The following is a 24,623-nucleotide window of genomic DNA, read 5'->3' as shown; positions in this document are numbered from 1 at the left end:
TATTCGATGCCAACTTGAGTGAACAAGTCGCTTGCTAACTCTCGGAAAATAACATCATGCTAGCCTCGTTTGTGGACCAGCTATGTATATTATCGCAGTATCAATCAATTATAGTTATTGTATTAACTTAGTTACATCATAGATTAGTTCAGTTAACTTAGCAAATTATTACGATAATACAACAATTATTTTTGTAAACCAACAAATGTATCTTATATCGTTGTATTTATGGTGAGGCACAGGTAAACACATTTGATATAGCGATCTTTTATTAACAGTAGACGAATATTGCTATACATCTATCATTAATATAAGCACTAAGTTTAGAATTGAGATTAGATATTAAGAATGGCGGTTAATATGGTTGCATCCTCAGGGTAAGTGAGTTTGATATTTTGACGGCTACCAGCCACTAGACGAATGGGAAGATTAAGATGTTCAAAAGCGCTGGCTTCATCGGTAATGTGCATATGATGAGTAATAACATAGGACAAGACCTTACGTAATTCATTCACACGAAAGACTTGCGGCGTTTGTGCTTGCCACATATCACTGCGATCAATAGTTCGTTCAACATAGTCAGCTAAATCATTTACGTTATGGTTAGCGCTATGCTGAGAGAGCTTCAATGTATCAGCAACGGGCGTCGCTAAAATCGCGCCATAGGGTTCCAGCATTGCTGCCGCTACCACCGCTTCGATATCCTGATAAGGCACTGCTGGACGTGCAGCATCATGTATCAGCACTAAATCATCAGCTTCTGCTCCTCCAGTAATGACGGCTTCTAAACCTGCCAACACTGACTGCCAACGTTCAGCGCCTCCTGTAGCATAATAAATAGGCATAGCAAAATTTAGCGTCTGCGCCGTATTGTCATCTTCGGCAATTACCAATACACACTTATCAATATAATGACTGCCTGCCAATCTAGCCACACTATGCTGAAGAAGGGTTTGTCCTTGTAGGGTGACGTATTGTTTAGCAATAGACGCCCCAAAGCGGCTACCACGACCTGCAGCAACAATCATGGCATGTACTTTAGGAGAAGTATTTATACGCATAGGTCATTACTCACAGTAAGTATCCGTTATTAGAAAAACAATCATGCGTAAGTGGAGTGAATCGCTTAAATGACCAAGAGAAGAGGGTTAGATGATAATGAAAAAGAAGTTGATAAACACAACGAGTGCTAAATAATGAACATTATGAATACTCAATATAAGTAATTAACACTACTGACTTTGTATACTGGAAGCCGTGGATACTTGCACAAAAGTTTCATTCGGTTTGATAAGCCCTAAATCTAAACGTGCATGTTCTTCTACCGCTTCTAGACCATTTTTTAAATCATTCACGTCTGTACGCAGTAAATCATTTTCAGAAAGCTGACTGCCATTTAATCGTTGCTGCGTATCAATTTCAGCCAGCAACTCATTGTGCGCAAAACGACCGTTCTCACCCCACCAATATTGGTATTGCAATCCTAATAGCACGACTACGGCTAAAGCAAGTAACATAAGCTGGCTAAAATATTTCATATCACAATAACGCCACACACTAAAAAATGAGAATAAAAAAAGGTGACACTACTATAGACTATAGCTCACCCGACTTGTATAAAAATAAGCTTTATAATATTATTCTCTAACGATGAAAATAATATTATAAAGTTGTCTGTTTATCAAAAACTTACCATTAATCGCATCATAAGCCATCGTATAACTATTACACGATGACTAAAGATAATATAAAACCAGATTAATAAAGGCGCCTAACCACGTAAACCGATAAACTCTTCACGTCCGCGATAGCTGGCGCGAACTTGCTGCTCAATACGGAGCAATTGATTATATTTTGCAACGCGATCTGAGCGGCATAGTGAACCTGTTTTAATTTGACCAGCTGCCGTGCCCACTGCTAAATCAGCAATGAACGTATCTTCAGTTTCACCTGAACGATGTGAGATGACCGTTGCATAACCATTCTTCTTCGCTAAATAGATAGCATCTAACGTTTCTGAAAGTGTGCCAATTTGGTTAAATTTAATCAAAATAGCATTGGCAATATGCTTATCTATACCTTGCTGTAAAATAGCCGGATTAGTCACAAACAAATCATCACCAACCAGCTGTACTTTATCGCCAAGCTGCTGGGTTAAGTATGCCCAACCATCCCAATCTGACTCATCAAGACCGTCTTCGATAGAGATAATCGGATATTGACGGGCAAGACCTACTAGGTAGTCTGAAAACCCTTGGCTATCAAACGATTTGTTGCCTTCACCTGCCAATACATACTTGCCATCTTTATAGAATTCACTAGCCGCGCAATCTAGGGCTAAATGAATGTCTTCGCCAGCCTTGTAGCCAACTTGTTCAATGGCTTGCATGATAACGGTAATGGCTTCTTCATTACTGCGTAAGTTAGGGGCAAAGCCACCTTCATCACCGACCGCAGTATTAAGACCTTGTGATTTTAATACTGATTTTAAGCTATGAAAAATCTCAGTTCCAGCACGAAGCGCTTCTGAAAAGCTGCTAAAGCCAACCGGTTCAATCATAAACTCTTGGATATCAACAGTATTATCCGCATGCTCACCACCGTTGATGATGTTCATCATTGGTACAGGCATGGTGAGTGACGTCTGGTTACGCAAGTCTGCGATGTATTGATACAGTGGCAAACCTTGTGATTTTGATGCAGCTTTAGCAGCAGCAAGTGACACTGCTAATATAGCATTAGCACCAAGATTGTCTTTATTTTCGGTACCGTCAAGGGCAATCATGGCATCATCAAGACGCTGCTGTTCAGTAACATCAGTGTTCATCAATGCAGTGCGAATTTCGCTATTCACATTAGCAACTGCTTTTTTGACGCCTTTACCCATATAACGGGCTTGGTCACCGTCACGTAACTCAAGCGCTTCTCGTGAGCCAGTTGACGCGCCACTAGGAGCGACTGCACGCCCAATGGTGCCGTCAGCTAAGATAACATCGGCTTCGATCGTTGGGTTGCCGCGCGAGTCTAGAATTTCACGGGCGCGAATGTCTTTAATTTGAGTGACGTTTGTGGTTTCTTCAGCGTACATGATGTTTGTTAATTCCTTTGGTCATGCCAGGTTTATGGGATAAAAAAGGGTCAATAGCATAAAAAATTAATCAGCAAATCACCACCCAAACTGCCTATTTATTATAATGTTAAACTCAATAATAAATAAACTTTGGGTTATTAGAATACTTGCTGATAATGTTTGGCATCATAGCATAAATTCACTAAAACATCGCCCACCTTCATCTAAGCTATACTGCCTTTAATCAGCTATCAATCGATACTTATTTATGAGCATCAGATTCAGCCATTACTTCGTTCATCACTTCAGTATCATGACCTTCAACCGCAGTAGTAAATTGAGTTAAGCGCAGCGCATTCATTAATACAGAGATGGAGCTTAACGCCATTGCCGCTGCTGCAATCATTGGATTTAAAAAACCAAACGCTGCCAACGGAATACCCAAACAGTTATAAATAAAGGCAAAAAACAGATTTTGTTTAATATTGCGTACCGTAGCTTGAGCAATTTTTTGTGCAGCATCGATATGCATAAGTGACTCGCCCATCAAGCGCGCTGAGGCACTATGCTGAGCGATATCTGTCCCTTCGAACATGGCAAAACTGGCATCCGCGGTTGCCATTGCCGGGGCGTCATTAACGCCGTCGCCTGCCATTGCTACCTTATGTCCTGCGGTTTGTAATTTGGCAATACGAGTCGCTTTATCACGCGGGCTCATGCTGCCATACGCGGCTTGAATACCCAATTGCCCAGCGATATGATCAACTACTGATTGCTTATCACCACTCATCAAAATCACATGCATGCCAGCGTCTTGTAGCGCGGCAATCGCTTGTGGGGTATCGGCTTTTAGGTCATCGGCTAACGCGAATGCGCCTAACGGCTCATCGTTAATGCTCACAGCCACAGTACTGGCAACCTTCCAGACTTTAGGCATTAATTTTGGTAACGTCAAATTAGCAAATTCTGCTGAGCCAACTTTTACGACTCCAAGACCGTCAATAGTTGCTTGAATCCCAGCGCCCTGAATAACGTTGATATCCGTGACGGGTAATAACGATAACTTACGATATCTTGCTGCCTGCACCAATGCGGTCGCTAAAGGATGACTGGCATGTACCTCGACACTCGCAGCCAGCTGTAGCACCTCATTCACCGCTATTGAACTGTCTACCATTACCTGACCAACGATGGTCGGTTTACCAATAGTAAGGGTACCTGTTTTGTCCAATACCACGGTATCGATATCGCCCGCTGCCTCTAAACTTTGCGCATCTTTAAACCAAACGCCGTGCCGAGCTGCCACGCCCATACCTGCCATAATCGCTGCCGGTGTGGCTAAGCCAAGCGCGCATGGGCAAGCAATAACCAATACAGACACCGCATGCATTAACGCAGTATCTACCATGCCTGTGAGCCACCACGTTAATGCAAAAGTTATTAAGGCAATCGTCACAACTACGGGCACAAATATCGCCGTAACTTTATCAGCAAGTCGCGCCAAATTGGCTTTAGATCCTTGGGCGTCACTAAGTGCTTGCACCATATCTCCAAGCTTGGTGTCCCGACCTTTGGCACGAACCCGGTATAACAAGCTGCCATTATCAACCAAGGCACCTGCCAGCAGCTCACTACCCTCTTCTTTTTTTAGCGGTATAGATTCCCCTGTCAGATGACTTTCTATACAGTAGCCCGAACCATCAATGACAATACCATCTGTGGCAACGCGGCTACCCTGCTTAGCGCGCAAAATATCACCCACTTGCACATCGGTCAGCGCCACATTATGAAAGTCACCATTTGGCTGCTGCTGCTCAACCTTATCCGGTGTTAAAGACAATAGTAAATCGATACTGTTCAAGCTGTGTTTTTTGGTGCGTTCTTCTAAATATTTACCGGTACGTACAAAGGCAATGACCATCACCCCAGCTTCAAAATAAACCTCAGGTCCATGATTCGCAGCGTCCTGCAATATATTTCCCATACTACTGTCGCCATGCGTCAGCCAAATATAGGTTGAATATGCCCAAATGGTCACTGTGCCAAGGACGACCAGCACATCCATATTAGCCAAACCACCTTTTACAGATGCCCACGCGCTTTTGTAAAAGGGTAATGCCAAGCCAAACTGAACGATCGTTGCTAAAACAAACTGTATCCACACGGGCGGCATCCACGCCATGCCAAAACCTGTCAGCATACCTGCCATGCCTACTAAAAATGGCAGCAAACATATCCATATGGCAATCAATCGCCAAGGCAAATTTTTACCCGACGCTTCATTATTTTGCGCAAACAACTCGTCCGCTGCCTGCATATTTGCCACAAAGCCAGTTTTATTTACCCACGCGGTAATCTCGTCTGCCGTGGTTTGGGTTGGGTCATAATCAATGTTCGCTGTCTCGCCAGCGAAGTTAACGCTCGCCTCATACACAGCAGGCTTTTTATGCAACACTTTCTCGATTCTCGATGCACACGCCTGACACGTCATACCCTCAATCGCCAATTGTAAATGCGCACGCTGCGGTTGCAATTGCGTCTGCGCTTGAATATCCGTCTCTACGGCATAAGGCTGATCTCTGATTTGGTCACTGTCAGTGCGGCTGGAATCATTCATAAATAAAACTCGTTATAGCAAAGTCAAAAAATAAAAACACATAGAGAGGTGCGGTACACTGCGCGGCGCTATGAAAAAATACATCAATTATCTGTCAAGATTAGGTTAAAGCCTCTTTTTTCAAGTAAACCTAATCTTTTTAAGTCAATCTTATTTAAAACGAGACATCTTATAGTAAAAACCTATCTCATAGCGGATAAACACTTGTGAAGTGACGTGTTATCACGGTAATTTTTTAGCAAAATAAAATATTAAAAAACCAGCTAAAGCAGCTGGTTTTTTAATGTGCATACGAATTACGCTTGAGCGATGGTGACATCAAAGCCAGCATCTTCAATTGCCGCAGCGATGGTTTCAGCATCGGTTTTACTGTCATCATAGCTGATAGTCGCTTGATTATCTGTCAGTTCAATACTCATGGTCAGTAATCCATCAATATCAGCAGTTGCGCTATAAATACTGGCAACACAGCCTCCGCAAGTCATACCATCAATGTTAAGTACTCGCATTTGCTCTGCCATTATAAGCTCCTTATAGTCAGTTAATGATTGGTTATTAATAGTCAGTTGTTATTTAGCCCTGATAATGAGGGTTCTGTGGAGAATCGATTGGAAATGGTTGAGTCACATAATCCACCATGCTAATCGCTGCTGTCAGCGCATGAATGCTAGTATCGGTATCTTCATAGCATACAGTCGCGATATTATTCGCAGGGTCCAACTCAATCGCGCTTACCCCTGTGATGTTTTTGAGCGCCGTCATAATGCTCTCTAGTCCCTCAACATCATCGATATTATCAATACTGACTTGTGCCAATTGAATTGCCATCCTAGTCTCCTTTTATGGGTATTAATGTATAAATTTCTGCTTTAACTTTTATTGCGTATCTAACACATCAAAACCTTTTACCAAGTCATCAATCTGCTTTATCTGTTGCAAAAAGGGTTCTAACTGGCTCATGCGTAGCGCACAAGGTCCATCGCATTTTGCAGTTTCAGGACTGGGATGCGCCTCTAAAAATAGTCCCGCTAAACCTGTTGCCATACCCGCACGTGCAAGAGTGGTAATCTGCTCACGACGACCGCCAGCGCTGTCACTACGTGCGCCAGGTTGCTGCAGACTGTGCGTCACATCAAAGAAGACTGGCACATTCATCTGCTTCATGGTATCAAAGCCCAACATATCAACGACCAGATTATTATAACCAAAGGCACTGCCACGCTCGCATAAGATAAGCTTGTCATTACCGGCTTCAAGGCATTTATTCATGATATGGCGCATCTCATGAGGTGCTAAAAATTGCGCCTTCTTAATATTAATAATCGCGCCCGTCTTCGCCATTGCTTCCACCAAATCTGTCTGTCTAGACAAAAATGCAGGCAGCTGAATAATATCAGCAACTTCGGCAACTGGTGCTGCTTGATACGGTTCATGAACGTCCGTAATAATCGGCACTTGATATTTTTCTTTAATTTGCCCAAGCCAATCAATACCTTGCTCTAAACCAGGACCGCGAAACGAGGTCAAGCTTGAACGATTGGCTTTATCAAAGCTGGCTTTAAATACATAGCCAATACCTAAACGTTGGCAAATATCAATATATTGCTCAGCAATCTCAAACGCCAACTCTTTTGATTCTAAGACATTCATACCGCCAAACAATACAAAAGGTTGGTCATTACCAATATTGATAGCACGCTCATTATTAGGCGTATGTAGTTCAATATGCGACTGCGCGGTAATTAAATTATCCATAAAACACTGCCCTCTTTATTGTTATCAATTGTCTTCCGTATATTGTAACTGATAGCAGCCTAAAAAGAAGTGCAGGAACGTAATTAGCCATAAACAGCAAGTAATCAAAAACGAGTATTTATATAATTAAAACTATCTAGGGTAAATTTTAATTAAAAAAAGACCAATCCGAAGATTGGTCTTTTTATTATGCTTGCTGTATCTAGTTGATAGCAGTCAATAGCTCAATATTATCTGCTGGCACTGTAGTTTTTTGCCGCTTTAACAAAGCTATTAAACAATGGATGACCGCCACGTGGCGAGCTGGTGAATTCCGGATGGAACTGAACCGCAACAAACCAAGGATGGTCAGCCAACTCGACCGCTTCCACTAAATGTTGCTTGGCTGAATAACCTGAGATGGTCATGCCTGCTTGTTCTAATGGTTCAATATAGCGATTATTCATCTCATAACGATGGCGATGACGCTCAGTAATATTGGTCGCGCCATAAATCTGCGCAAGTTTGCTACCGGCAACCAATTCTGCTTGCTGTGCGCCCAGACGCATGGTGCCACCTAAATCTGAATCATCACTACGGATTTGCAATTCACCACGCTCATCTAACCATTCGGTAATCAGACCAATAATCGGCTCAGCGGTTTTACGATCAAATTCAGATGAATTGGCATCAATGTTAAGCACATTACGCGCATACTCAATAACGGCTAACTGCATACCCAGACAGATGCCTAAATACGGAACTTTATTCTCACGCGCATAAGTGATGGCTTTCATTTTACCCATCGTGCCGCGCTCACCGAAACCACCGGGAACTAAGATAGCATCGGCATCATTCAAGCGTGCAAGCAAGCTATCATCATCTTCTAAACGCTCAGCATCGATATAATCAATCTTAACCGCCGCTTTGTGAGTAATACCAGCATGGAGCAGAGCTTCATTAATCGATTTATAAGCATCCGGCAACTCAACGTATTTACCGACCATCGCTACAGTTACCGTAGATTCTGGATTAAGCTGGGCTTCGACCACTTTATCCCAATCACTTAAATCTGCTTCAGGTACATCAAGTCCAAAACGCTCACAAATCAAATCATCCAAATCTTGCTCATACAGTGTGCGTGGAATCTGATAAATACTTTTCGCATCTTCGCACATGATGACCGCACGTTCTTCAACGTTGGTAAATAGCGAGATTTTACGGCGATTATCCAGCGATATTTCATGCTCAGATCGACAAATCAAGATATCTGGTTGCAGACCAATAGAGCGCAACTCTTTCACCGAATGCTGAGTTGGCTTGGTTTTGGTCTCACCCGCACTGGCAATATAAGGAACAAGAGTTAAATGCATCAGCATGGCACGATTGCGGCCCAGCTCTACTTGCATTTGGCGTACTGCTTCCATAAAGGGTAGTGACTCAATATCGCCAACCGTACCGCCAATTTCAATGATAGCAACATCGTAACCCACGCCACTAGCAATAATCTTGCTTTTAATCTCATCAGTAATATGCGGAATAACCTGCACCGTACCGCCCAAATATTCACCGCGGCGCTCTTTATTCAGCACGTTTTGATAAATGCGACCACTGGTGAAGTTATTACTCTTACTCATTTTTGAGTGGCGCAAAAAGCGCTCGTAATAGCCCAAATCTAAATCCGTCTCCGCGCCATCCTCAGTGACGAATACTTCACCGTGCTGAAATGGACTCATCGTACCCGGATCGACGTTGATATACGGATCCATTTTGGTCATGGTCACGCTCACACCACGGGCTTCAAGGATTGCAGCAAGAGAAGCGGCAGTAATACCTTTTCCTAGTGAGGACACTACCCCACCGGTCACAAATATAAACTTGGTCATAGCACTCTATCGGTAATTGGTAAAGAAGGATTTTACTAAAAATACGCCACAAAATATAGGGCAAAAGCACAAACTCTTTCAAACTCTTAGGTTTTAGTATTTACCTAAGCTGTCTTACCAAACATTTAAAAGGTAATCGTAAAAAACTCACCCCGAAGGATGAGTTTTTATCACGATATTCTAACAAATTAACAAGTTTAGTGGCAAATTAGAATTTATATTCTAAACCACCACCGACTGCAAACACATTAATATCGGAGCGAATGATGTCGTAACGTTCAAGTTTCTCGTTACCTTTATCATTGATTTTGTTTACTTTGCCAACTGCTACATAATCCGCTGAATTCTGACCAACATAGGCATGACCAATGATGTTTTTCTTAAACTTGTATTTGCCACCTAAAACAATTTGATCTGAATTCGAATCATTAAAGCCGTTTAGATTATCGGTTTTGTTGTACTGCATATAAACAGACGCTGGCTTCGCAAAATTCGTGAGACCCATTTCACCACTGACTACTAGACCTTTCTCTTTAGTAGAACCAGTAAAGTCATAATCCGCCTGCTGATACATGACACCCATTGTGATCGGTGCAGCAATGTATTTACTCAAATCAGCAGTAGCGGTAGCACGGATAACATCACCACCGTAATCTACTTTATTTTTTTTCTTTGGATCTGTTGTATTTAGCAGGTTAATATCACCATTAATATCCATATCTTTGCTATAAGCAAGACCCGCTGTAAAACCAGTGCCTTGATCAAACATCAATGACGCACCAAAGCCATTGTTAGAGTCTTCAAAATTTTCGTCAGCAGCATACTGTAAGGCCAGCTCTAGTGGTAACTCCTTATACTTAGGCGCAATCCATACAATAGAACTATTTTGACGTGAATCATCCAACATATTGAGCGCGCGAAGTTCTTTCTCACTTTTAAGCTTACCGTCACCTAAATTGTCCCAGTAGCCCTCAGTCAACGTGACGTTATTCACATTATCGAGCACTGTTGAGTTACGACCCACACGGAATTCGCCTAATTTTTTATTGGCAACCCCAATATAGGTGTCTCGACTTTTAAAATCACTTTTATCACCATCAACACTAAAGCCATACTCGAGCTTATAAATAATGTCCGTATTGTCAGTCACTGCTTCAGACCCTTTAAGTCCTAAGCGTGAGGAATGCGAGTTAATCTCTACCGCATTTTCATCATAATCATTCAACGCTTCAACTCGCTCATCGGCAGCAAGTCGGTTTTTCACATCTGCTTCAGAATTAATATAGTCAGCAGTAGCAAAAACTTTACCATAAAACTCTGGCTTAGCGTGCGCAGCTGATATGGTTAAAGCCGCAATGGCTGAGGTCAATATTAGTTTTTTCATGGGTATGTCTCAATTTTACGATTTTAGTAAGGAGCTAACTTCAGGAGCAGACTCTAAAGGTACGCCTATCATGCACGACGTAGTCGCTGATTATAATAAGCGCTTTATCGGTTTGGATAAGTATCAGTGTGACAATTCATTATGACGTCTAGATGAAATGTTGATGTTTTGCTAAAAGATTACCAATGCACCATATTAGTAAACACGAGCACCAAACTAATACTTTAGTAACAAGTATAACAATTTTGGTAATATTTTAAAAACGTTGGCACACAATAAAGATGAATCTTTACTGAGAAGTCATGTTTTTAGACTTTTAAGAAGTCTAGTTTTTACCTATGTTATCTTCATTATCTATCGCATAGGATATGAGTTATTAGAGGTGAATATGAGTAATAAAAAAACTCACCCCGGAGGATGAGCTTTTTTAGTCAAATCTTAATATCTTCTTATATAAATATTAAAATTTGTATTCTAGACCAGTACCAACTACTAATACTTCAGCGTCACCTCGTGGTGAAACTGTAAGTTCGGCTGGATTGTACTGTACATTGTCAGCTTTGTTTAGACCAGCATAGGCATGAGCAATGATGTTGTCTTTATAGAAGTATTTGCCGCCAACAACGATCTGATTTGAATCAGCGTTATTAAGACCATTTAGATTGTCAGTTTTGTTGTATTGTGCATATACAGATGCTGGACGGGCAAAGTTTGCTAGAGCCATCTGAGCACTAACCACCAAACCTTTTTCTTTAGAAGAACCCTGATTATAGTCAGCTACTTGATATAAGGCACCTAAATTTACAGGCGCTGCTATGTATTTGCCTAGATCTACAGTAGCGGTACCACGGATGATATCACCATCGATATTTTGATCTTTATCATAAGCTAGACCAGCTGTGTAGCCAGTACCTTGATCAAACAACATGGCAACACCGAAACCTGAGTCATCAGAGTTATCGCCATCTACATCATTAGAGCTGTACATTGCAGACAATTGTAATGGCAAACCATTGTACTTTGGTGCAGTCCAAATGATTGAGCTTGGAAGACGATTACTATCCGCCATGTTTAACGCTGCAATTGTTTGTTTCTCATTTACAGTTTGACCTAGGTTATCCCAGTAACCTTCGTTCACAACAACGTTGTCGATACGAGCTAGCGTTGATTGGTTTTTACCAGCACGGAACTCACCGAACTGCTTGTTATTTATACCAAGGAATGTATCACGGTTAGTGAAAGTAGCGTTATCACCAGTGATACTTGTACCATACTCTAACTGATAGATGACATCAGTGTTAGCTGTCATAGCTTCAGAGCCTTTAAGGCCTAAGCGTGAAGAATGAGAGTTGATCTCTACTGTACTTTCATCGTACATGTTACCATCAGGGCCATCAAATTCAGCGTTAATATAGTCAGCAGCTACAAAAGCTTTACCATAGAACGTTGGTGCTGCATTGGCTGCAGATACAGATAGAGCAGCAACTGCTGTAGCTAGAAGTAATTTTTTCATGGGATATCTCCACTTTACAATGTTAGTAATAGACGGGCTTTAATTAGCGAATGCCCATAATGGTATCGTCACAAATCCTCAAAGATATAATATGTAACTGGCTACCGAGTTCGGTCAGCAACAAGTGTGGCGAAGTGCTATTACCATCCGATGAAAAAAACTTTAACGTACATAATGCCTACTAAAAATGTAACTATTATGTAAAGGTAAGTCTTTAACGTTCTAGATTGTAACATCCGTTACCAAACTCATACTTCAACTACTAGGATAACAACTTTGACATAATTTGCAACACTTTTTTAGATTTGCAGCGTCATGTCTGTGTTAAAAACTGCACTATTATCTTGTTAAAACCTGCCTGCAAAAGCAGAGAATGCGCAAATAAAAGCTCAAAAAAACACCACTACTCGCCGAAGCGAATAGTGGTTTTACAGTCATTTCAGAATAACGATTTCAATCTTGTAAGATGATAAGATAACCAAAAGACTGAAAACGTTTTTGTCTTAATTAATAATCATTTTAGTCTAGAAAAATCTCAATTTATAAGCTGCCTTTTAACGCACGACGGGCATGATGTAGTAGTGGCTCAGTATAGCCACTCGGCTGTTCGCGACCCTTAAACACCAAATCACAAGACGCTTTAAAAGCAATGGAGTTGTCAAAATCAGTAGCCATTGGCTTATAGTTTGGGTCATTAGCATTTTGCCCATCAACGACTTTTGCCATACGTTTCATCACTTCCATCACCTGTTCTACACTGACGATACCATGAAGCAACCAGTTGGCAATATGTTGACTCGAGATACGCAACGTTGCACGATCCTCCATAAGACCGACGTTATTGACATCAGGTACTTTCGAGCAACCAATGCCTTGGTCTACCCAACGCACCACATAACCTAAGATGCCTTGTGCATTATTTTCAAGCTCGTTTCGTACCTCTTCAGGAGTCCAATAAGTATCTTTAGCCAAGGGAATGGTCAGAATATCATCTATATTGGCGCGTTTACGAGATTTTAGACGGCTTTGTACATCAGCTACATCGACCATGTGGTAGTGTATGCTGTGTAAGGTTGCGCCCGTTGGTGATGGCACCCATGCTGTATTAGCGCCCGCCTGTGGATGGGCAATTTTTTGCTCCATCATCTCTTTCATGTCATCAGGACGCGCCCACATGCCTTTACCAATTTGCCCATGACCTTGCAAGCCGACGTCCAGTCCAATGTCTACGTTCCATTGCTCATAAGCAGGTATCCAAACTTGCTCTTTCATCTTAATTTTACGTACAAAAGGTCCTGCGTTCATACTGGTGTGTATCTCGTCGCCGGTACGATCCAAAAAGCCAGTATTGATAAAAATAACGCGCTCTTTAGCTTGACGAATGGCTTCTTTTAGATTCACCGTCATCCGGCGCTCTTCATCCATAATGCCCATTTTAACCGTATAACGAGGTAACCCTAAAACGTCTTCAGAGGCGTTAAATAAGTCATTAGCGAACTTGACCTCATCAGGGCTGTGCATTTTTGGCTTAACGATATACATAGAGCCAGTACGCGAATTTGGTCGCTCGGTTTTCCCTCTGATATCATTTAATGCCATAAGCGGCGTCATTAGTGCATCCATAATGCCTTCAAAGACTTCTTCTTGACCATTACCTAAATCAACGAGAATAGAAGGATTTTGCATCAAATGACCAACGTTGCGAATCTGCAACAGCGCACGACCGGGTAACACCAGCTTGCCACCCTCTGGTGTGGTGTATTCGCGATCTGGATTTTGTTTACGCGTTTGTATTTTGCCGTCTTTCTTGAAGGTATCTTCCAACGTACCATTCATAAGACCAAGCCAATTACGATACACCTTAACTTTACCATCAGCATCAACAGCAGCAACGGAATCTTCACAATCTTGAATCACGCTGATAGCGGACTCAAGTAAGACATCTTTAATAAATGCTGGGTCGTCTTTACCAATCGGATTATTGGCATCAATCTGAATTTCGACATGCAAGTTATGATTTTTTAATAAGATACCTGTTGGACTACTCGCCTCGCCAACATAACCCACAAATTTGCTGGGGTCTTTCAGCGTGGTATGGCTATTGCCTTGAGTTAAGACAAGCTTACCGTCTATTACATCAAAATCGGTCACATCACTATACGAACCTGAAGCAAGGGTAAAATTTTCATCTAAGAAATTTTTAGCGTAGGCTACTACAGCAGCACCGCGTTTTGGGTTATAAGCGCGAGTAATCTCTTGACCATTATCTTCACTAATAACATCTGTGCCATAAAGCGCATCGTATAGACTGCCCCAACGTGCATTAGTGGCATTTAGCGCATAGCGACCATTCTTCACCGGCACAACAAGCTGCGGTCCTGCAATATCGGTAATTTCTTTATCGACATTTCCGGTACTGACCAAAAAATCATCACCTTCTGGTAGCAAATAGCCGATATCTTTTAAAAATTGCTTATATACAGGATAATCAATTTCACCATTTTTGGCAGGATGGTCGAGATGCCACTGATCAATTTTAGCTTGCAGCTCATCACGAGTTACCAGTAGTGCTTTATTTCGCGGTGTCAATTCTTTGACGACCTTCTCAAAACCCGCCCAATAACTTTCCGAATCGACGCCGACCGTTGGCAGCACTTCATTTTCAATAAAGTCATACATTAAAGGGTCGATGGCAAGAATGCCTTTTTGGATACGATTAGCGTGAGAAGCCTGGCTCATAATGATGTCCTTATCGGTTCTTGAGGAGTCGTGCAGGTATTTTATTGCGTCGGCTGTTTGAAATAATAAACGCTTAGTATTTAGTGCCTAGTATTCAGTGATGACTAATATACTTAGCTATTAATACGTATTGATGTATTACATAATTGTCGAGCGATTTATTATAGTTAATAATAATAACGGTTAGTAATAATGAGGTAACAACCCATAGTAAGACAAAACGTATCATAAACAAAATATATCGTACTATCAAATAAGAAAATTAACAAGCAATTGCCATTCATAAGATAAATAATGGGATTATATAATAATGATAGTTTAGAGTGAGTATAGCTTTGACAGCATTATATTACTGAGCTTATAGGGTGACTAATGAGTAAAGATAAACTGTAAGTAATCATTACGATGACTATTTATAATTAAATATTATTTATTAATACAATTGTTGTTGCTCTATTTCGATTTATCTTTATATAAAATGTTATTTTTTAGCATAAGAAAAATAGTGGTTGAGGTAAACTGACTTAGTTTTTACATGATGATTTTTAATATAAGCGTATAAGATTATGAATACTCAGCACTCCAGTATTGTAGCTACAGATTTGCAGACAGAAGACAGTATAGATATTGCTCAGCTACGAACGCCAATCAAAATCGACCTCTCGCCTATTTATAATTTTTTGGGAAGTCGAACCTCACAAACATGGATAGAAGCGGCACTGGCTAATTTACCGTTAATCATTCAAGACCATGCGAATTGCGAAAAAAAAGCGGCAGGTACAGCGATGAACTTGATGTTCCGCTATGAGTTCTCTTATGAGCTACAGGCTAAGCTGGCACAGTTGATTCGTGAGGAGATGCTGCATTATGAGCAAGTTCTGGGTATCATGAAAGAGCGTGGTCAAGCGTGGGCGTATCTAAGTGCAGGGCGCTATGCTAAAGGTATGCTAAAGCATAAGCGAACCCATGAGCCTGCTGCTATGATAGATGTTTTGATTATCGGTGCGTTTATTGAAGCGCGCTCATGTGATCGATTTTCTGCTTTAGCGGAGGTGATTGACGATGCGCGTCTAGCGAAATACTATCGCTATCTACTGAAATCTGAAAGTCGCCATTTTGAGGATTATCTAACGCTAGCGCAATCCTTATCTACAGATAATATTGATGAGCGTGTGGCTTTTTTTAAAGAGGTAGAATTAGAGCTAATCTCAAGACCTGATAATGAGCTAAGGTTTCATAGTGGCGAACCCGAATAAAATATAAGGGGTTTTTAAATTTTTCTGAAATATCACTGATAAAGTACCGTTAATAAGTAGCATAAAAAAGCACAACAGGACTGAGATTGAATCTATCAGCGCTATTGTGCTTTTTTACACTATTTTTTTTCATATAACTATTTAACTTATTGATTATCAATCTCCACCTTAGTGATTTCTATCTTAAAATTAACCTCTATTTACAATAATGCATTTTGTTACTTTTCATCAGGGTTAAGTACACGAGTTTGCGCGTTATCAATACTGGCATAACGGTTCATATCATTAATATGTTCGCTTTTTGGAACTTCAGTGCCAACACTATGTTCATTAATACCATCATCAAATGCATTGCCCTCTTGGTCACGTCTATCAGGCTGAAGGACAGGTTCATTTCCCTCGTTTATATGCTCTAAATGTACTGCATTTCCTTGCTGAAGGTCATTATCTAAAAATCCACTGTCTACCTTATCTCTACCTAAGTTATCACCAGCCAGTGTATTTTCGTTTCTATAGTTCTCCGTACTGCCTATATCATGCTCAACTATATGGTCATCAGCGATATACCCTGAACCTACTACTGTTTCTTGGAAGGTATCAGTATTTTTAGGATCATTACGTTCGTGTTGGGTGTTACCGATATCCTGATGAACGGGATCATCATGAATTAGAGCTCCATCATGCTGACGATGATGATTCCTATCATGCTCATGAAGAACTTCATCAAAAATATGATCACTAGTGTACAACGTACCTAACACTGTTTCTTGAAGTGTTTCAGTTCCTTTGTGATGGAGATCATCCTGAATGACTTCTACCACTCGGTGATGTTCGCTAACATGAGGATGGGCGATCTTATCTTTATCGCCATCAACGATAAGCGTTTTGGTTAATGCTGGATCTTTAGTTTGCATAATATCATCCTTAAAAGTAATGAAAGTAAAGACACGATATTCTCAACATCATCTTATGGAAATTTTAACATACCGTCGTTAGTGTCTTTTCTGGTTTATATTTATAACCCTGATACCACTATATTCGTCTCTTTGTTTGGTTACATCACCATTTCACTTAGAACATTATTTTTTAAATATCACATACCTATCTTTATTTGTTCACTCTTTTTCTTTCTTAGATTTCATTCCCTTTTTGACTTAAATCATAAGCATTTAAATCACCTACGTTTTTGCCACCATCAGGTAAATTCTCTTCTTTACGAGGGTCAGCATAAATCTCATCAGTTTCTTGCGATTCTTGCTGTGGACCTTTTATGTCAGGCTCATTCTTACGTCCTTCATAGCTATCTTTAGGATTATCCGGTGCGAGAGCAGCAGGATCTTTAATAGGCACTGGCTCTTCGTTATTCACAGTTTTCTCATTTATAACGGAATTTCTGGTTTGCTTTACTTGGGTAGTCATAACATTTCCTTATGAATAATTTTTTATAATGCTTTATTTATAGTTAATTGGATTTTTATAATTTATTTTTCTTTGGATAATTTCTAGAGCATAAAGAATTATTATGAATTATCTGTTCGTGTTTCTTCATCAATGAATGGCGTTTTTTGCTTTTCAGTTAATGACTCTGGTTCCTCAATCAGATTTCTATCTTGTAAGTTCTCTTCTATTTTCTCAACATTCACATTGTTAGCGGCTTGCTTAATATCTGAAATATCATTAGTAGTAGTACTCATTATTTAGTCCTTTATCTATTGTTTTTTTAGCTGCTTTATTAAATATAACTTTTAGCTAATATTGATTATAAAGATATCGTTGTATACTAAACTAGTGTACTGCGGTGTCAATATGTGAGTATGTGTGAGGTTCAAACACAGTTTGTAACCGACATTTACTAATTTTTCTATAGTAAAAAACAATCCTTATCAAATTTTAGACGTAAAAAAGCCAAACTCAGATGGTACTCTGAGCTTGGCTTTTATCATGTTAGCAAGTCATTAAAATTTAGAATGAATTCCTATTTATATGGCGCTAGTTATTCTTCTAACCACTATATATCTGACTGATCACTATTTTATTCGCCAACTCGATTAATGACTTTCAACAGATGGTCTTGGGCAATGTGTACCGGCTCATTGACCGCCGGTTGATTTTGTTGCCAATCACCATTGCCATCAAGTGCCCATGATTGAGTGTTATCTTTTAGATAGTTGAGCAATCCATCATGATAGATTTGTTTGAATAATCCTTTATCTTCAATTGGGAAGGCAACTTCGACCCGGTGAAATAGGTTGCGATCCATCCAATCGGCACTGGCACAGTACATGCGCTCGTCGCCATTATTATAAAAATAATACACGCGAGTATGCTCTAAAAAGCGTCCAATCACTGAGCGCACAGTGATATTTTCTGATAACCCTTTTACTTGCGGGCGCAAACAGCAGATAGAGCGCAGAATCAGCTCAACCGTTACTCCAGCTTGCGAGGCGTCATAAAGTTTGTCGATCAGACGGCGTTCAGTGAGTGCATTGACTTTAATGATAATATGAGCACGCTTGCCGGCTTTAGCATGAGCAATTTCATCATCAATAAAGCTGATAAGCTTGTCATGTAGCGTAAATGGGGCGTGGAGCAACTTTTTAAGGTTAGCAGGTTTGCCCATACCAGTCAGTTCTTGAAAGATTTTATGCACGTCTTCTGAGATATCAGGGTCAGCGGTGAATAAGCCATAGTCGGTATACACTTTTGCATTAGCGGCATGATAGTTACCAGTGCCTAGATGCACATAGCGGCGAATACGATTGTCTTCACGGCGTACAATCAGCATCAATTTGGCATGAGTTTTGTAGCCAACGATACCGTAAACTACGACCGCGCCCGCTTCTTGTAAAAAGTTGGCAACAGCAATGTTAGACGCTTCATCAAAGCGGGCACGCAGCTCAATCACAGCGGTGACTTCTTTGCCATTACGCGCTGCTGCAGCGAGGGCTTTGACAATCTCAGAGTTGGTGCCAGAGCGGTAAAGGGTTTGCTTAATAGCTAAGACTTTGGGGTCATTTGCTGCTTGCCATAATAAGTTGATCACAGGCGTAAAGGAATCAAAAGGATGATGAACCAATACGTCGCCTTTACGCATGGCAGCAAACATGCTGGTGGTCTTATCCAGCTTATCTATATCACGGCGGAAGGCTTTTGGCACAATACGGGTAAAGGGCTGATAACGTAAATCTGGCAAATTAAAGTCAAACAACAGCCGCGTTATGTTAACCGGCCCATTGACACGGTACAATTGATTGTTGTGCAAGCCAAATTCTTCAAGCAAATAATCACTAATCGGCGTTGGGCAATCGGTCGTGACTTCAAGGCGCACTTTGTCACCAAAACGACGGTTTTCAAGCTCTCCTTCAAGGGCTTTAGCAATATCATCAACGTCATCAGCTAAATCTAAATCCGCGTTACGCGTCAGTCTAAATTGATGACAGCCAGTGACGTTCATGCCCGGGAATAATTCACCGATATGCTCATGTATGATTGCTGAGAGCATGACATGGTGCTCTTTACCACCAGTCAGTTCATCTGGTAAGCGAATTACACGCGGCAAACTACGCGGTGCAGGTACAATTGCCAAATTAATATCACGACCAAAAGCATCTTTACCTTCTAGCGTGGCAATAAAGTTCAGACTCTTATTAACCAGTCTTGGGAAAGGATGCGCAGGATCGATACTGATTGGCGTTAGTACTGGTGATACTTGTTCAATGAAATAGCGTTTCATCCACGCTGACTGTTTTGCATTTAACTCATCACGCTTAAGATAGCGAATATCTTGTTTTGCTAACGCTGGCAAAATATCTTCGTTCAGAATACGGTATTGTTCAGCAATTGCCTTATGCGTAATAGCTGAAATCTCATCAAGCACTTCACTTGGGCGCATACCGTGCGGGGTATCAGCAACATTACCTACACTAAGCTTTTGCATGATGCCAGCAACGCGAATCTCAAAGAACTCATCCATATTGGAGGAGAAAATAATCAAGAAAAAGAGGCGCTCTAATAGCGGATGGCGTGGACTCGCCGCTTGAGCTAAAACGCGCAGATGAAAGGCTAACAATGACAAATCACGATGAATATAACTGTTTGGCGAATACGTACCATCTTCTAGGCGCTGCCATGCAATTTTAGTCAATGTATTTGCTGGCGTAGTTTTATTCGTTGTCGTCAATGCTAATGATTTCGAGGTGGCAGATGATTTTGAACTTGCTTTTGACGAAATAGTGGCTAATGCGGTCGTTAATGGTTTCGGTGTGGTAGTCATTGCTGGTTTGCTTGTAATGTTGTTTATAGGATTAGCTGTCGTTTGGGAAGCAGATTTAGTAACGGTACTAAGCGTTTTAGCTGATGATGCAGGTTTTTTCGTGGTTGTTCTGGGCTTTCTCACGGCTTTTGGTTTTGCAGGTGTGCTGGGAGCAGGTTTTTTCGTGGCTAGCGGTTTATCATCAATTTGAAGGGGCTTGGTGGTACTTGGTTCGTCGATGCTAGGATTTTTAACTTCGGGCTTGTCAATAGTGTTTGTCTTATCTTGATGAGGTGCAATGCTACTCACATCTCCACTACTTTTATTCTGACTGTTGTGAATTTTTCCGCTTAAATTGGTTTCTACCTGATTACTTTTTGACACGTTTTCTATTACTGACTGTTTATTGATCATGTTTTCACTGTGGTCATTACTTGCGCTGGTCATGCAACTTCTCCCCTATTTTCTATCGTAACGGTACTACCACCCTTGGCATTAGCAGTTTTTCAAAAAATTACTTTTCTATAGTAGATTTTTTAAAATTTCATCTATTTTAGACCTAACTGCCTGCTTTGTCGTTGATTAAATGAAAATAACTTTCATAAAATTTAGACTGCTTGTGGTAAGACAGCGTTATTCATGCGTCTTTTGATAATACGTTGCTTATTACGCAGGCGTTTATCGCCTTTATTTTTGCCGTAATACTTGGGATTGGGGAGCATGGCAATCAATAACGCTGATTCATCGCGATTAAGCGTGGCAGCCGATTTATTAAAATAATGGTGCGCAGCGGCATCAATGCCATAAATACCCTCACCAAATTCTGCCACATTTAAATAGGCCGTTAAAATACGCTGTTTATTCCATAATGTTTCAATCATAACCGTAATAATAGCTTCTTCAGCTTTACGCGTGTAAGAACGATGCGAGGTTAAAAATAAATTTTTTGCCAGCTGCTGGGTAATGGTCGAGCCACCTGCAGACATACTACCGGACGCCTCATTCTTTTTACGTGCAGCCTCAATGCCATCCAAGTCAAAGCCATTATGTTGGCTAAATTTGGAATCCTCACTGACAATTGCCGCTTGCTTGGCAGATTTGGCTATCGCATCATAATCTGCCCACTGCTGCGTAACGCTACCGCCTTTTAATCTGTGGGACAGCATAAACATACTGTTATCAATCGGCTGCGTCTTCCACATCAACAGCAATCCTGCGACCAACACATGAAAGGCTACTATCAATAATAACGCTACTAATAACAGTCGTTTGAATAATTTGCCAATACTTGTCATGCGTACAATATCCGAGAGGTTGGAGGCTAAATCAGCTAAAAAAAGGGGGCACCGCTATCTATAGTATGGAGCGGCAAAAAATTTATGAGCGTAATAGGCATGTAAACAGAAGGCTATCTTACCTAATCTTACAATCGCTGTCATTAATTGCCCGCTTTCTTTATTATGACAACCTGATGATGTCGATAACATCGATGTTAATAATCATGGACGTTATTGAACTTTGATAACGTTTTCTAACGCCACGCCTTTTAATGTCACGACTTTTAATATAGTCGTTTTTATAAAGACAATAAATATGTATAGCAAAAATTCGAGTACAGATATGAGCCCAAATTTAAATACAGATAATGGTGATAAATGCTATATAGAGTCGTTACGGGCGGATATTATCGATGCCTTACCTGATTTTGATAGCGATAAATATAACTATGATTGGCTATTACTTGGTACATCTGGCTGTCATTTGTGTGACCAAGCTGAAGAAATTTTACGAAATTTACAAGCAGTGTATCCAATCTCCTATCAGCTGGTTGATATTGCGGAGTTTGATGAGTCCTTAATGATGACATTTGCCACGACTATTCCAGTATTAATCACCCAAAATCGTCGCTTAAATTATCCCTTTTCAGTTATGGATTTGCAGCAATTAATATAAGTCCAAATAACGTAAATTTTATCCGTCTTTTCAACCCTATAAGATGGCACAGTTACCTTGCTTAATTATGTTCATCTGACCATTTGTATGAATATGTATGCTCTATCATTATTAACTGGTATATTTTTCCGACTTTTGTTATGTTTAATTTATCGTTGAATTAGCAGATTCCCTGATAAAAAACCGCTTTTTAGGAGTCATATCACCACAAAAATTAATTAAAAATAAACCATCATAAAAACATGTGCTTCAGGCACCCTAACCCTAATAACAATAAATTTTTACGCTCTAACTGTTTCTCTTTAAACGGCATTTATTAACAAGGATTGTAAATAATGTATACCTTTTTGGCCTTAGCGCCTATTTTAGTCGTGCTGGTACTGCTAGTAATCATGCGGCTACCGGCAAAATATTCGATGAGTGCAGCCTACTTAGTTACCGCTCTGCTGGCCTTATTTGTATGGCAAACGAGTGGCGCGCAAGTGGCAGCAGCTACTGTAAACGGCATTATTGTTGCCTTAACTCTATTATTTATTGTTTTTGCAGCCATTTTATTACTCAATACATTAAAAGAAGGTGGCGCAATTGTCGCTATCCGTAAAGGATTTATGGATATCTCGCCCGATAGGCGTATTCAAGCGATTATTGTAGCGTGGTTATTTTGCTCTATGGTTGAGGGTTCGTCAGGATTTGGGACGCCTTCTGCTATCGGTGCACCCTTATTATTGGCATTGGGCTTCCCAGCAATGGCATGCGTCATGGCGGTACTGATTATTCAGTCAACGCCCGTATCATTTGGCGCAGTTGGTACGCCAGTGTTGCTTGGAGTTTGGACCGGTATTAGTGATAAACAAGACATTACCGAAGCTATTGCGCCTCTTACGCCAGAAAACTACTTGCTACAAATTACCGGTGATATCGGTCTGATTCATGCTCTGGTTGGGTTTTTAATTCCATTGATATTGAGTGGTTTCTTAACGCGATTTTTCGGGGCAAAGCGCTCCTTTGTTGAAGGGTTAAAAGTTTGGCCATTTGCTATTTTTGCTGGTCTTAGCTTTACCATTCCATACTTTTTAGTGGCTAAATATTTGGGTCCTGAATTCCCGTCATTGGTTGGTGGCTTTATTGGACTGATGATTGTCTTGCCAGCAGCAAAACGTGGCTTTTTAATGCCAAAAGAAATCTTTCATTTTCCACCGCGTGCGAACTGGGATAAAGATTGGCTCGGCACCCTTACTGAAGAAAAATTTGATGATTCAATCGCACCAAAATTCTCATTAGTTCGAGCATTCTCACCTTATTTGATTGTGATCGGTCTACTAATCTTGACTCGCGTCATTGCACCCCTGAAAGCATTTTTAACTGGGGATTTGACGACGGTAGAATTTAGTAATCTATTTGGTACGACTATTTCTAGTAAAGTGCAGCTTGCCTACTCTCCAGGTACTATTCTTATTATCACCTCTTTAGTGTGTATTTTATTGTTTAAGATGAATGGTCGTGCGGTGAAGCGCAGTTGGACCAATTCTGCTAGAACCATGGTTGCCGCTGCACCTGCACTACTGTTTTCAGTGCCGATGGTGCAAGTATTTATTAACTCCGGTTCAGCTGCTGACGTCGCTAATGCGCTGCCTGCTATGCCTATATTACTAGCCGAAAGTGCAGCCGATGCCTTCCAAAACGCATGGCCATTAGTATCTCCATGGATTGGCGCAATGGGCGCATTTATCGCTGGCTCAAACACAGTTAGTAATATGATGTTCTCCTACTTCCAGTGGTCAACTGCCAATCAAATTGGCTTTGATAGCAACCTTGCCGCTCAAGTGGTCGCCTTACAAGCAGTGGGCGGTGCAGCTGGTAATATGATTGCGGTGCATAACGTGGTTGCAGCCTGTGCCGTAGTTGGAATGATGGACAAAGAAGGCTATGTGATTCGCAAAACCTTGCTAGCAATGACTTATTATGTCATTCAGGCCGGATTAATTGGCATGGGTATTATTTTCGGGCAAATGTGGTGGTGGATTTTGGCAGTTATTTGGCCAATCGCATTTTTCGGAATTATGGCACTCACCAGTAAAAAAACACCGCCTTCACTGGTAAATAAAGCTGATGTTTAAACTAGAAAGTTAAACCAAAAAGAGAAATCATGTAAACGAATCAACCGTAACTCATCAATCGTATTTAAGCTGACGCTATCGTATCCTTGATACTAGCGTCAG

General features: G+C 40.8%; 20 protein-coding genes. 4 read left to right on the top strand and 16 right to left on the bottom strand.

Features of this window, described 5'->3' with window-relative positions:
- Window positions 1-335: 335 nt before the first annotated feature.
- The 9 genes from ispD to H2245_RS00995 all read right to left on the bottom strand — a co-directional run bounded on the left by ispD (window position 336) and on the right by H2245_RS00995 (window position 10,691).
- Window positions 336-1,061, bottom strand: coding sequence for a 2-C-methyl-D-erythritol 4-phosphate cytidylyltransferase (ispD, locus tag H2245_RS01035; protein ID WP_182405166.1), 726 nt, complete (start codon window positions 1,059-1,061; stop codon window positions 336-338).
- A gap of 171 nt (window positions 1,062-1,232) precedes the next feature.
- Complete coding sequence (locus H2245_RS01030; protein WP_182405165.1) at window positions 1,233-1,538, bottom strand: septum formation initiator family protein; 306 nt, start codon at window positions 1,536-1,538, stop codon at window positions 1,233-1,235.
- Window positions 1,539-1,771: 233 nt separating this feature from the next.
- Window positions 1,772-3,088 (bottom strand): phosphopyruvate hydratase, encoded by a 1,317-nt coding sequence (eno, locus tag H2245_RS01025; protein WP_182405164.1) that lies wholly within the window; start codon window positions 3,086-3,088, stop codon window positions 1,772-1,774.
- Between the two features lie 244 nt (window positions 3,089-3,332).
- Entirely contained in the window at window positions 3,333-5,687 is a 2,355-nt protein-coding gene (locus H2245_RS01020; protein ID WP_182405163.1) for a cation-translocating P-type ATPase, read from the bottom strand.
- A gap of 296 nt (window positions 5,688-5,983) precedes the next feature.
- Entirely contained in the window at window positions 5,984-6,208 is a 225-nt protein-coding gene (locus tag H2245_RS01015; protein WP_182405162.1) for a heavy-metal-associated domain-containing protein, read from the bottom strand.
- Between the two features lie 52 nt (window positions 6,209-6,260).
- On the bottom strand, window positions 6,261-6,515 hold the full coding sequence (locus H2245_RS01010) for a hypothetical protein (RefSeq protein WP_182405161.1): 255 nt from the start codon (window positions 6,513-6,515) through the stop codon (window positions 6,261-6,263).
- Window positions 6,516-6,563: 48 nt separating this feature from the next.
- Entirely contained in the window at window positions 6,564-7,442 is an 879-nt protein-coding gene (kdsA, locus tag H2245_RS01005; RefSeq protein ID WP_182405160.1) for a 3-deoxy-8-phosphooctulonate synthase, read from the bottom strand.
- A 230-nt stretch (window positions 7,443-7,672) separates the two neighbouring features.
- Entirely contained in the window at window positions 7,673-9,307 is a 1,635-nt protein-coding gene (locus H2245_RS01000; RefSeq protein WP_182405159.1) for a CTP synthase, read from the bottom strand.
- A gap of 208 nt (window positions 9,308-9,515) precedes the next feature.
- Window positions 9,516-10,691, bottom strand: coding sequence for a porin (locus H2245_RS00995; protein ID WP_182405158.1), 1,176 nt, complete (start codon window positions 10,689-10,691; stop codon window positions 9,516-9,518).
- Between H2245_RS00995 and H2245_RS00990 the strand changes: the two genes are divergently transcribed.
- The gene (locus H2245_RS00990; RefSeq protein ID WP_182405157.1) at window positions 10,690-10,836 is read left to right on the top strand and encodes a hypothetical protein; all 147 of its coding nucleotides are present in this window, start codon (window positions 10,690-10,692) and stop codon (window positions 10,834-10,836) included. The two genes, H2245_RS00995 and H2245_RS00990, sit on opposite strands and share 2 nt — an antisense overlap.
- A gap of 315 nt (window positions 10,837-11,151) precedes the next feature.
- Here the strand turns inward: H2245_RS00990 and H2245_RS00985 are convergent, their stop codons facing one another.
- Both H2245_RS00985 and H2245_RS00980 read right to left on the bottom strand, forming a co-directional pair.
- Window positions 11,152-12,204 (bottom strand): porin, encoded by a 1,053-nt coding sequence (locus H2245_RS00985; protein WP_182405156.1) that lies wholly within the window; start codon window positions 12,202-12,204, stop codon window positions 11,152-11,154.
- 540 nt (window positions 12,205-12,744) lie between these two features.
- Complete coding sequence (locus H2245_RS00980) at window positions 12,745-14,943, bottom strand: malate synthase G (RefSeq protein WP_182405155.1); 2,199 nt, start codon at window positions 14,941-14,943, stop codon at window positions 12,745-12,747.
- Between the two features lie 566 nt (window positions 14,944-15,509).
- On the opposite strand from H2245_RS00980, the gene H2245_RS00975 reads away from it, so the two are divergent.
- Window positions 15,510-16,199 carry a tRNA-(ms[2]io[6]A)-hydroxylase gene (locus H2245_RS00975; RefSeq protein ID WP_182405154.1) on the top strand — a complete coding sequence of 230 codons (690 nt, stop codon included), beginning with the start codon at window positions 15,510-15,512 and terminating at the stop codon, window positions 16,197-16,199.
- A 218-nt stretch (window positions 16,200-16,417) separates the two neighbouring features.
- Here the strand turns inward: H2245_RS00975 and H2245_RS00970 are convergent, their stop codons facing one another.
- From H2245_RS00970 to mtgA, 5 genes are all read right to left on the bottom strand, one after another.
- Window positions 16,418-17,113, bottom strand: coding sequence for a hypothetical protein (locus tag H2245_RS00970; protein WP_182405153.1), 696 nt, complete (start codon window positions 17,111-17,113; stop codon window positions 16,418-16,420).
- Between the two features lie 217 nt (window positions 17,114-17,330).
- Window positions 17,331-17,618: a hypothetical protein gene (locus H2245_RS00965; RefSeq protein WP_182405152.1), complete on the bottom strand. Its 288-nt coding sequence runs from the start codon at window positions 17,616-17,618 to the stop codon at window positions 17,331-17,333.
- 101 nt (window positions 17,619-17,719) lie between these two features.
- On the bottom strand, window positions 17,720-17,893 hold the full coding sequence (locus H2245_RS00960; protein ID WP_182405151.1) for a hypothetical protein: 174 nt from the start codon (window positions 17,891-17,893) through the stop codon (window positions 17,720-17,722).
- 338 nt (window positions 17,894-18,231) lie between these two features.
- Complete coding sequence (gene ppk1 / locus H2245_RS00955) at window positions 18,232-20,898, bottom strand: polyphosphate kinase 1 (protein WP_259365024.1); 2,667 nt, start codon at window positions 20,896-20,898, stop codon at window positions 18,232-18,234.
- A 161-nt stretch (window positions 20,899-21,059) separates the two neighbouring features.
- The gene (gene mtgA / locus H2245_RS00950) at window positions 21,060-21,746 is read right to left on the bottom strand and encodes a monofunctional biosynthetic peptidoglycan transglycosylase (RefSeq protein WP_182405150.1); all 687 of its coding nucleotides are present in this window, start codon (window positions 21,744-21,746) and stop codon (window positions 21,060-21,062) included.
- A gap of 325 nt (window positions 21,747-22,071) precedes the next feature.
- Between mtgA and H2245_RS00945 the strand changes: the two genes are divergently transcribed.
- Window positions 22,072-22,404 (top strand): glutaredoxin family protein, encoded by a 333-nt coding sequence (locus H2245_RS00945; RefSeq protein WP_182405149.1) that lies wholly within the window; start codon window positions 22,072-22,074, stop codon window positions 22,402-22,404.
- A 335-nt stretch (window positions 22,405-22,739) separates the two neighbouring features.
- Window positions 22,740-24,521, top strand: coding sequence for an L-lactate permease (locus tag H2245_RS00940; protein WP_182405148.1), 1,782 nt, complete (start codon window positions 22,740-22,742; stop codon window positions 24,519-24,521).
- Window positions 24,522-24,623 lie beyond the last annotated feature (102 nt).

This window comes from Psychrobacter sp. GP33 (assembly GCF_014119005.1).
Taxonomy (GTDB): Bacteria; Pseudomonadota; Gammaproteobacteria; order Pseudomonadales; family Moraxellaceae; genus Psychrobacter.
The sequence above is the reverse complement of the archived record's forward strand: the minus strand, read 5'-3'. Positions and strand labels throughout refer to the sequence as shown.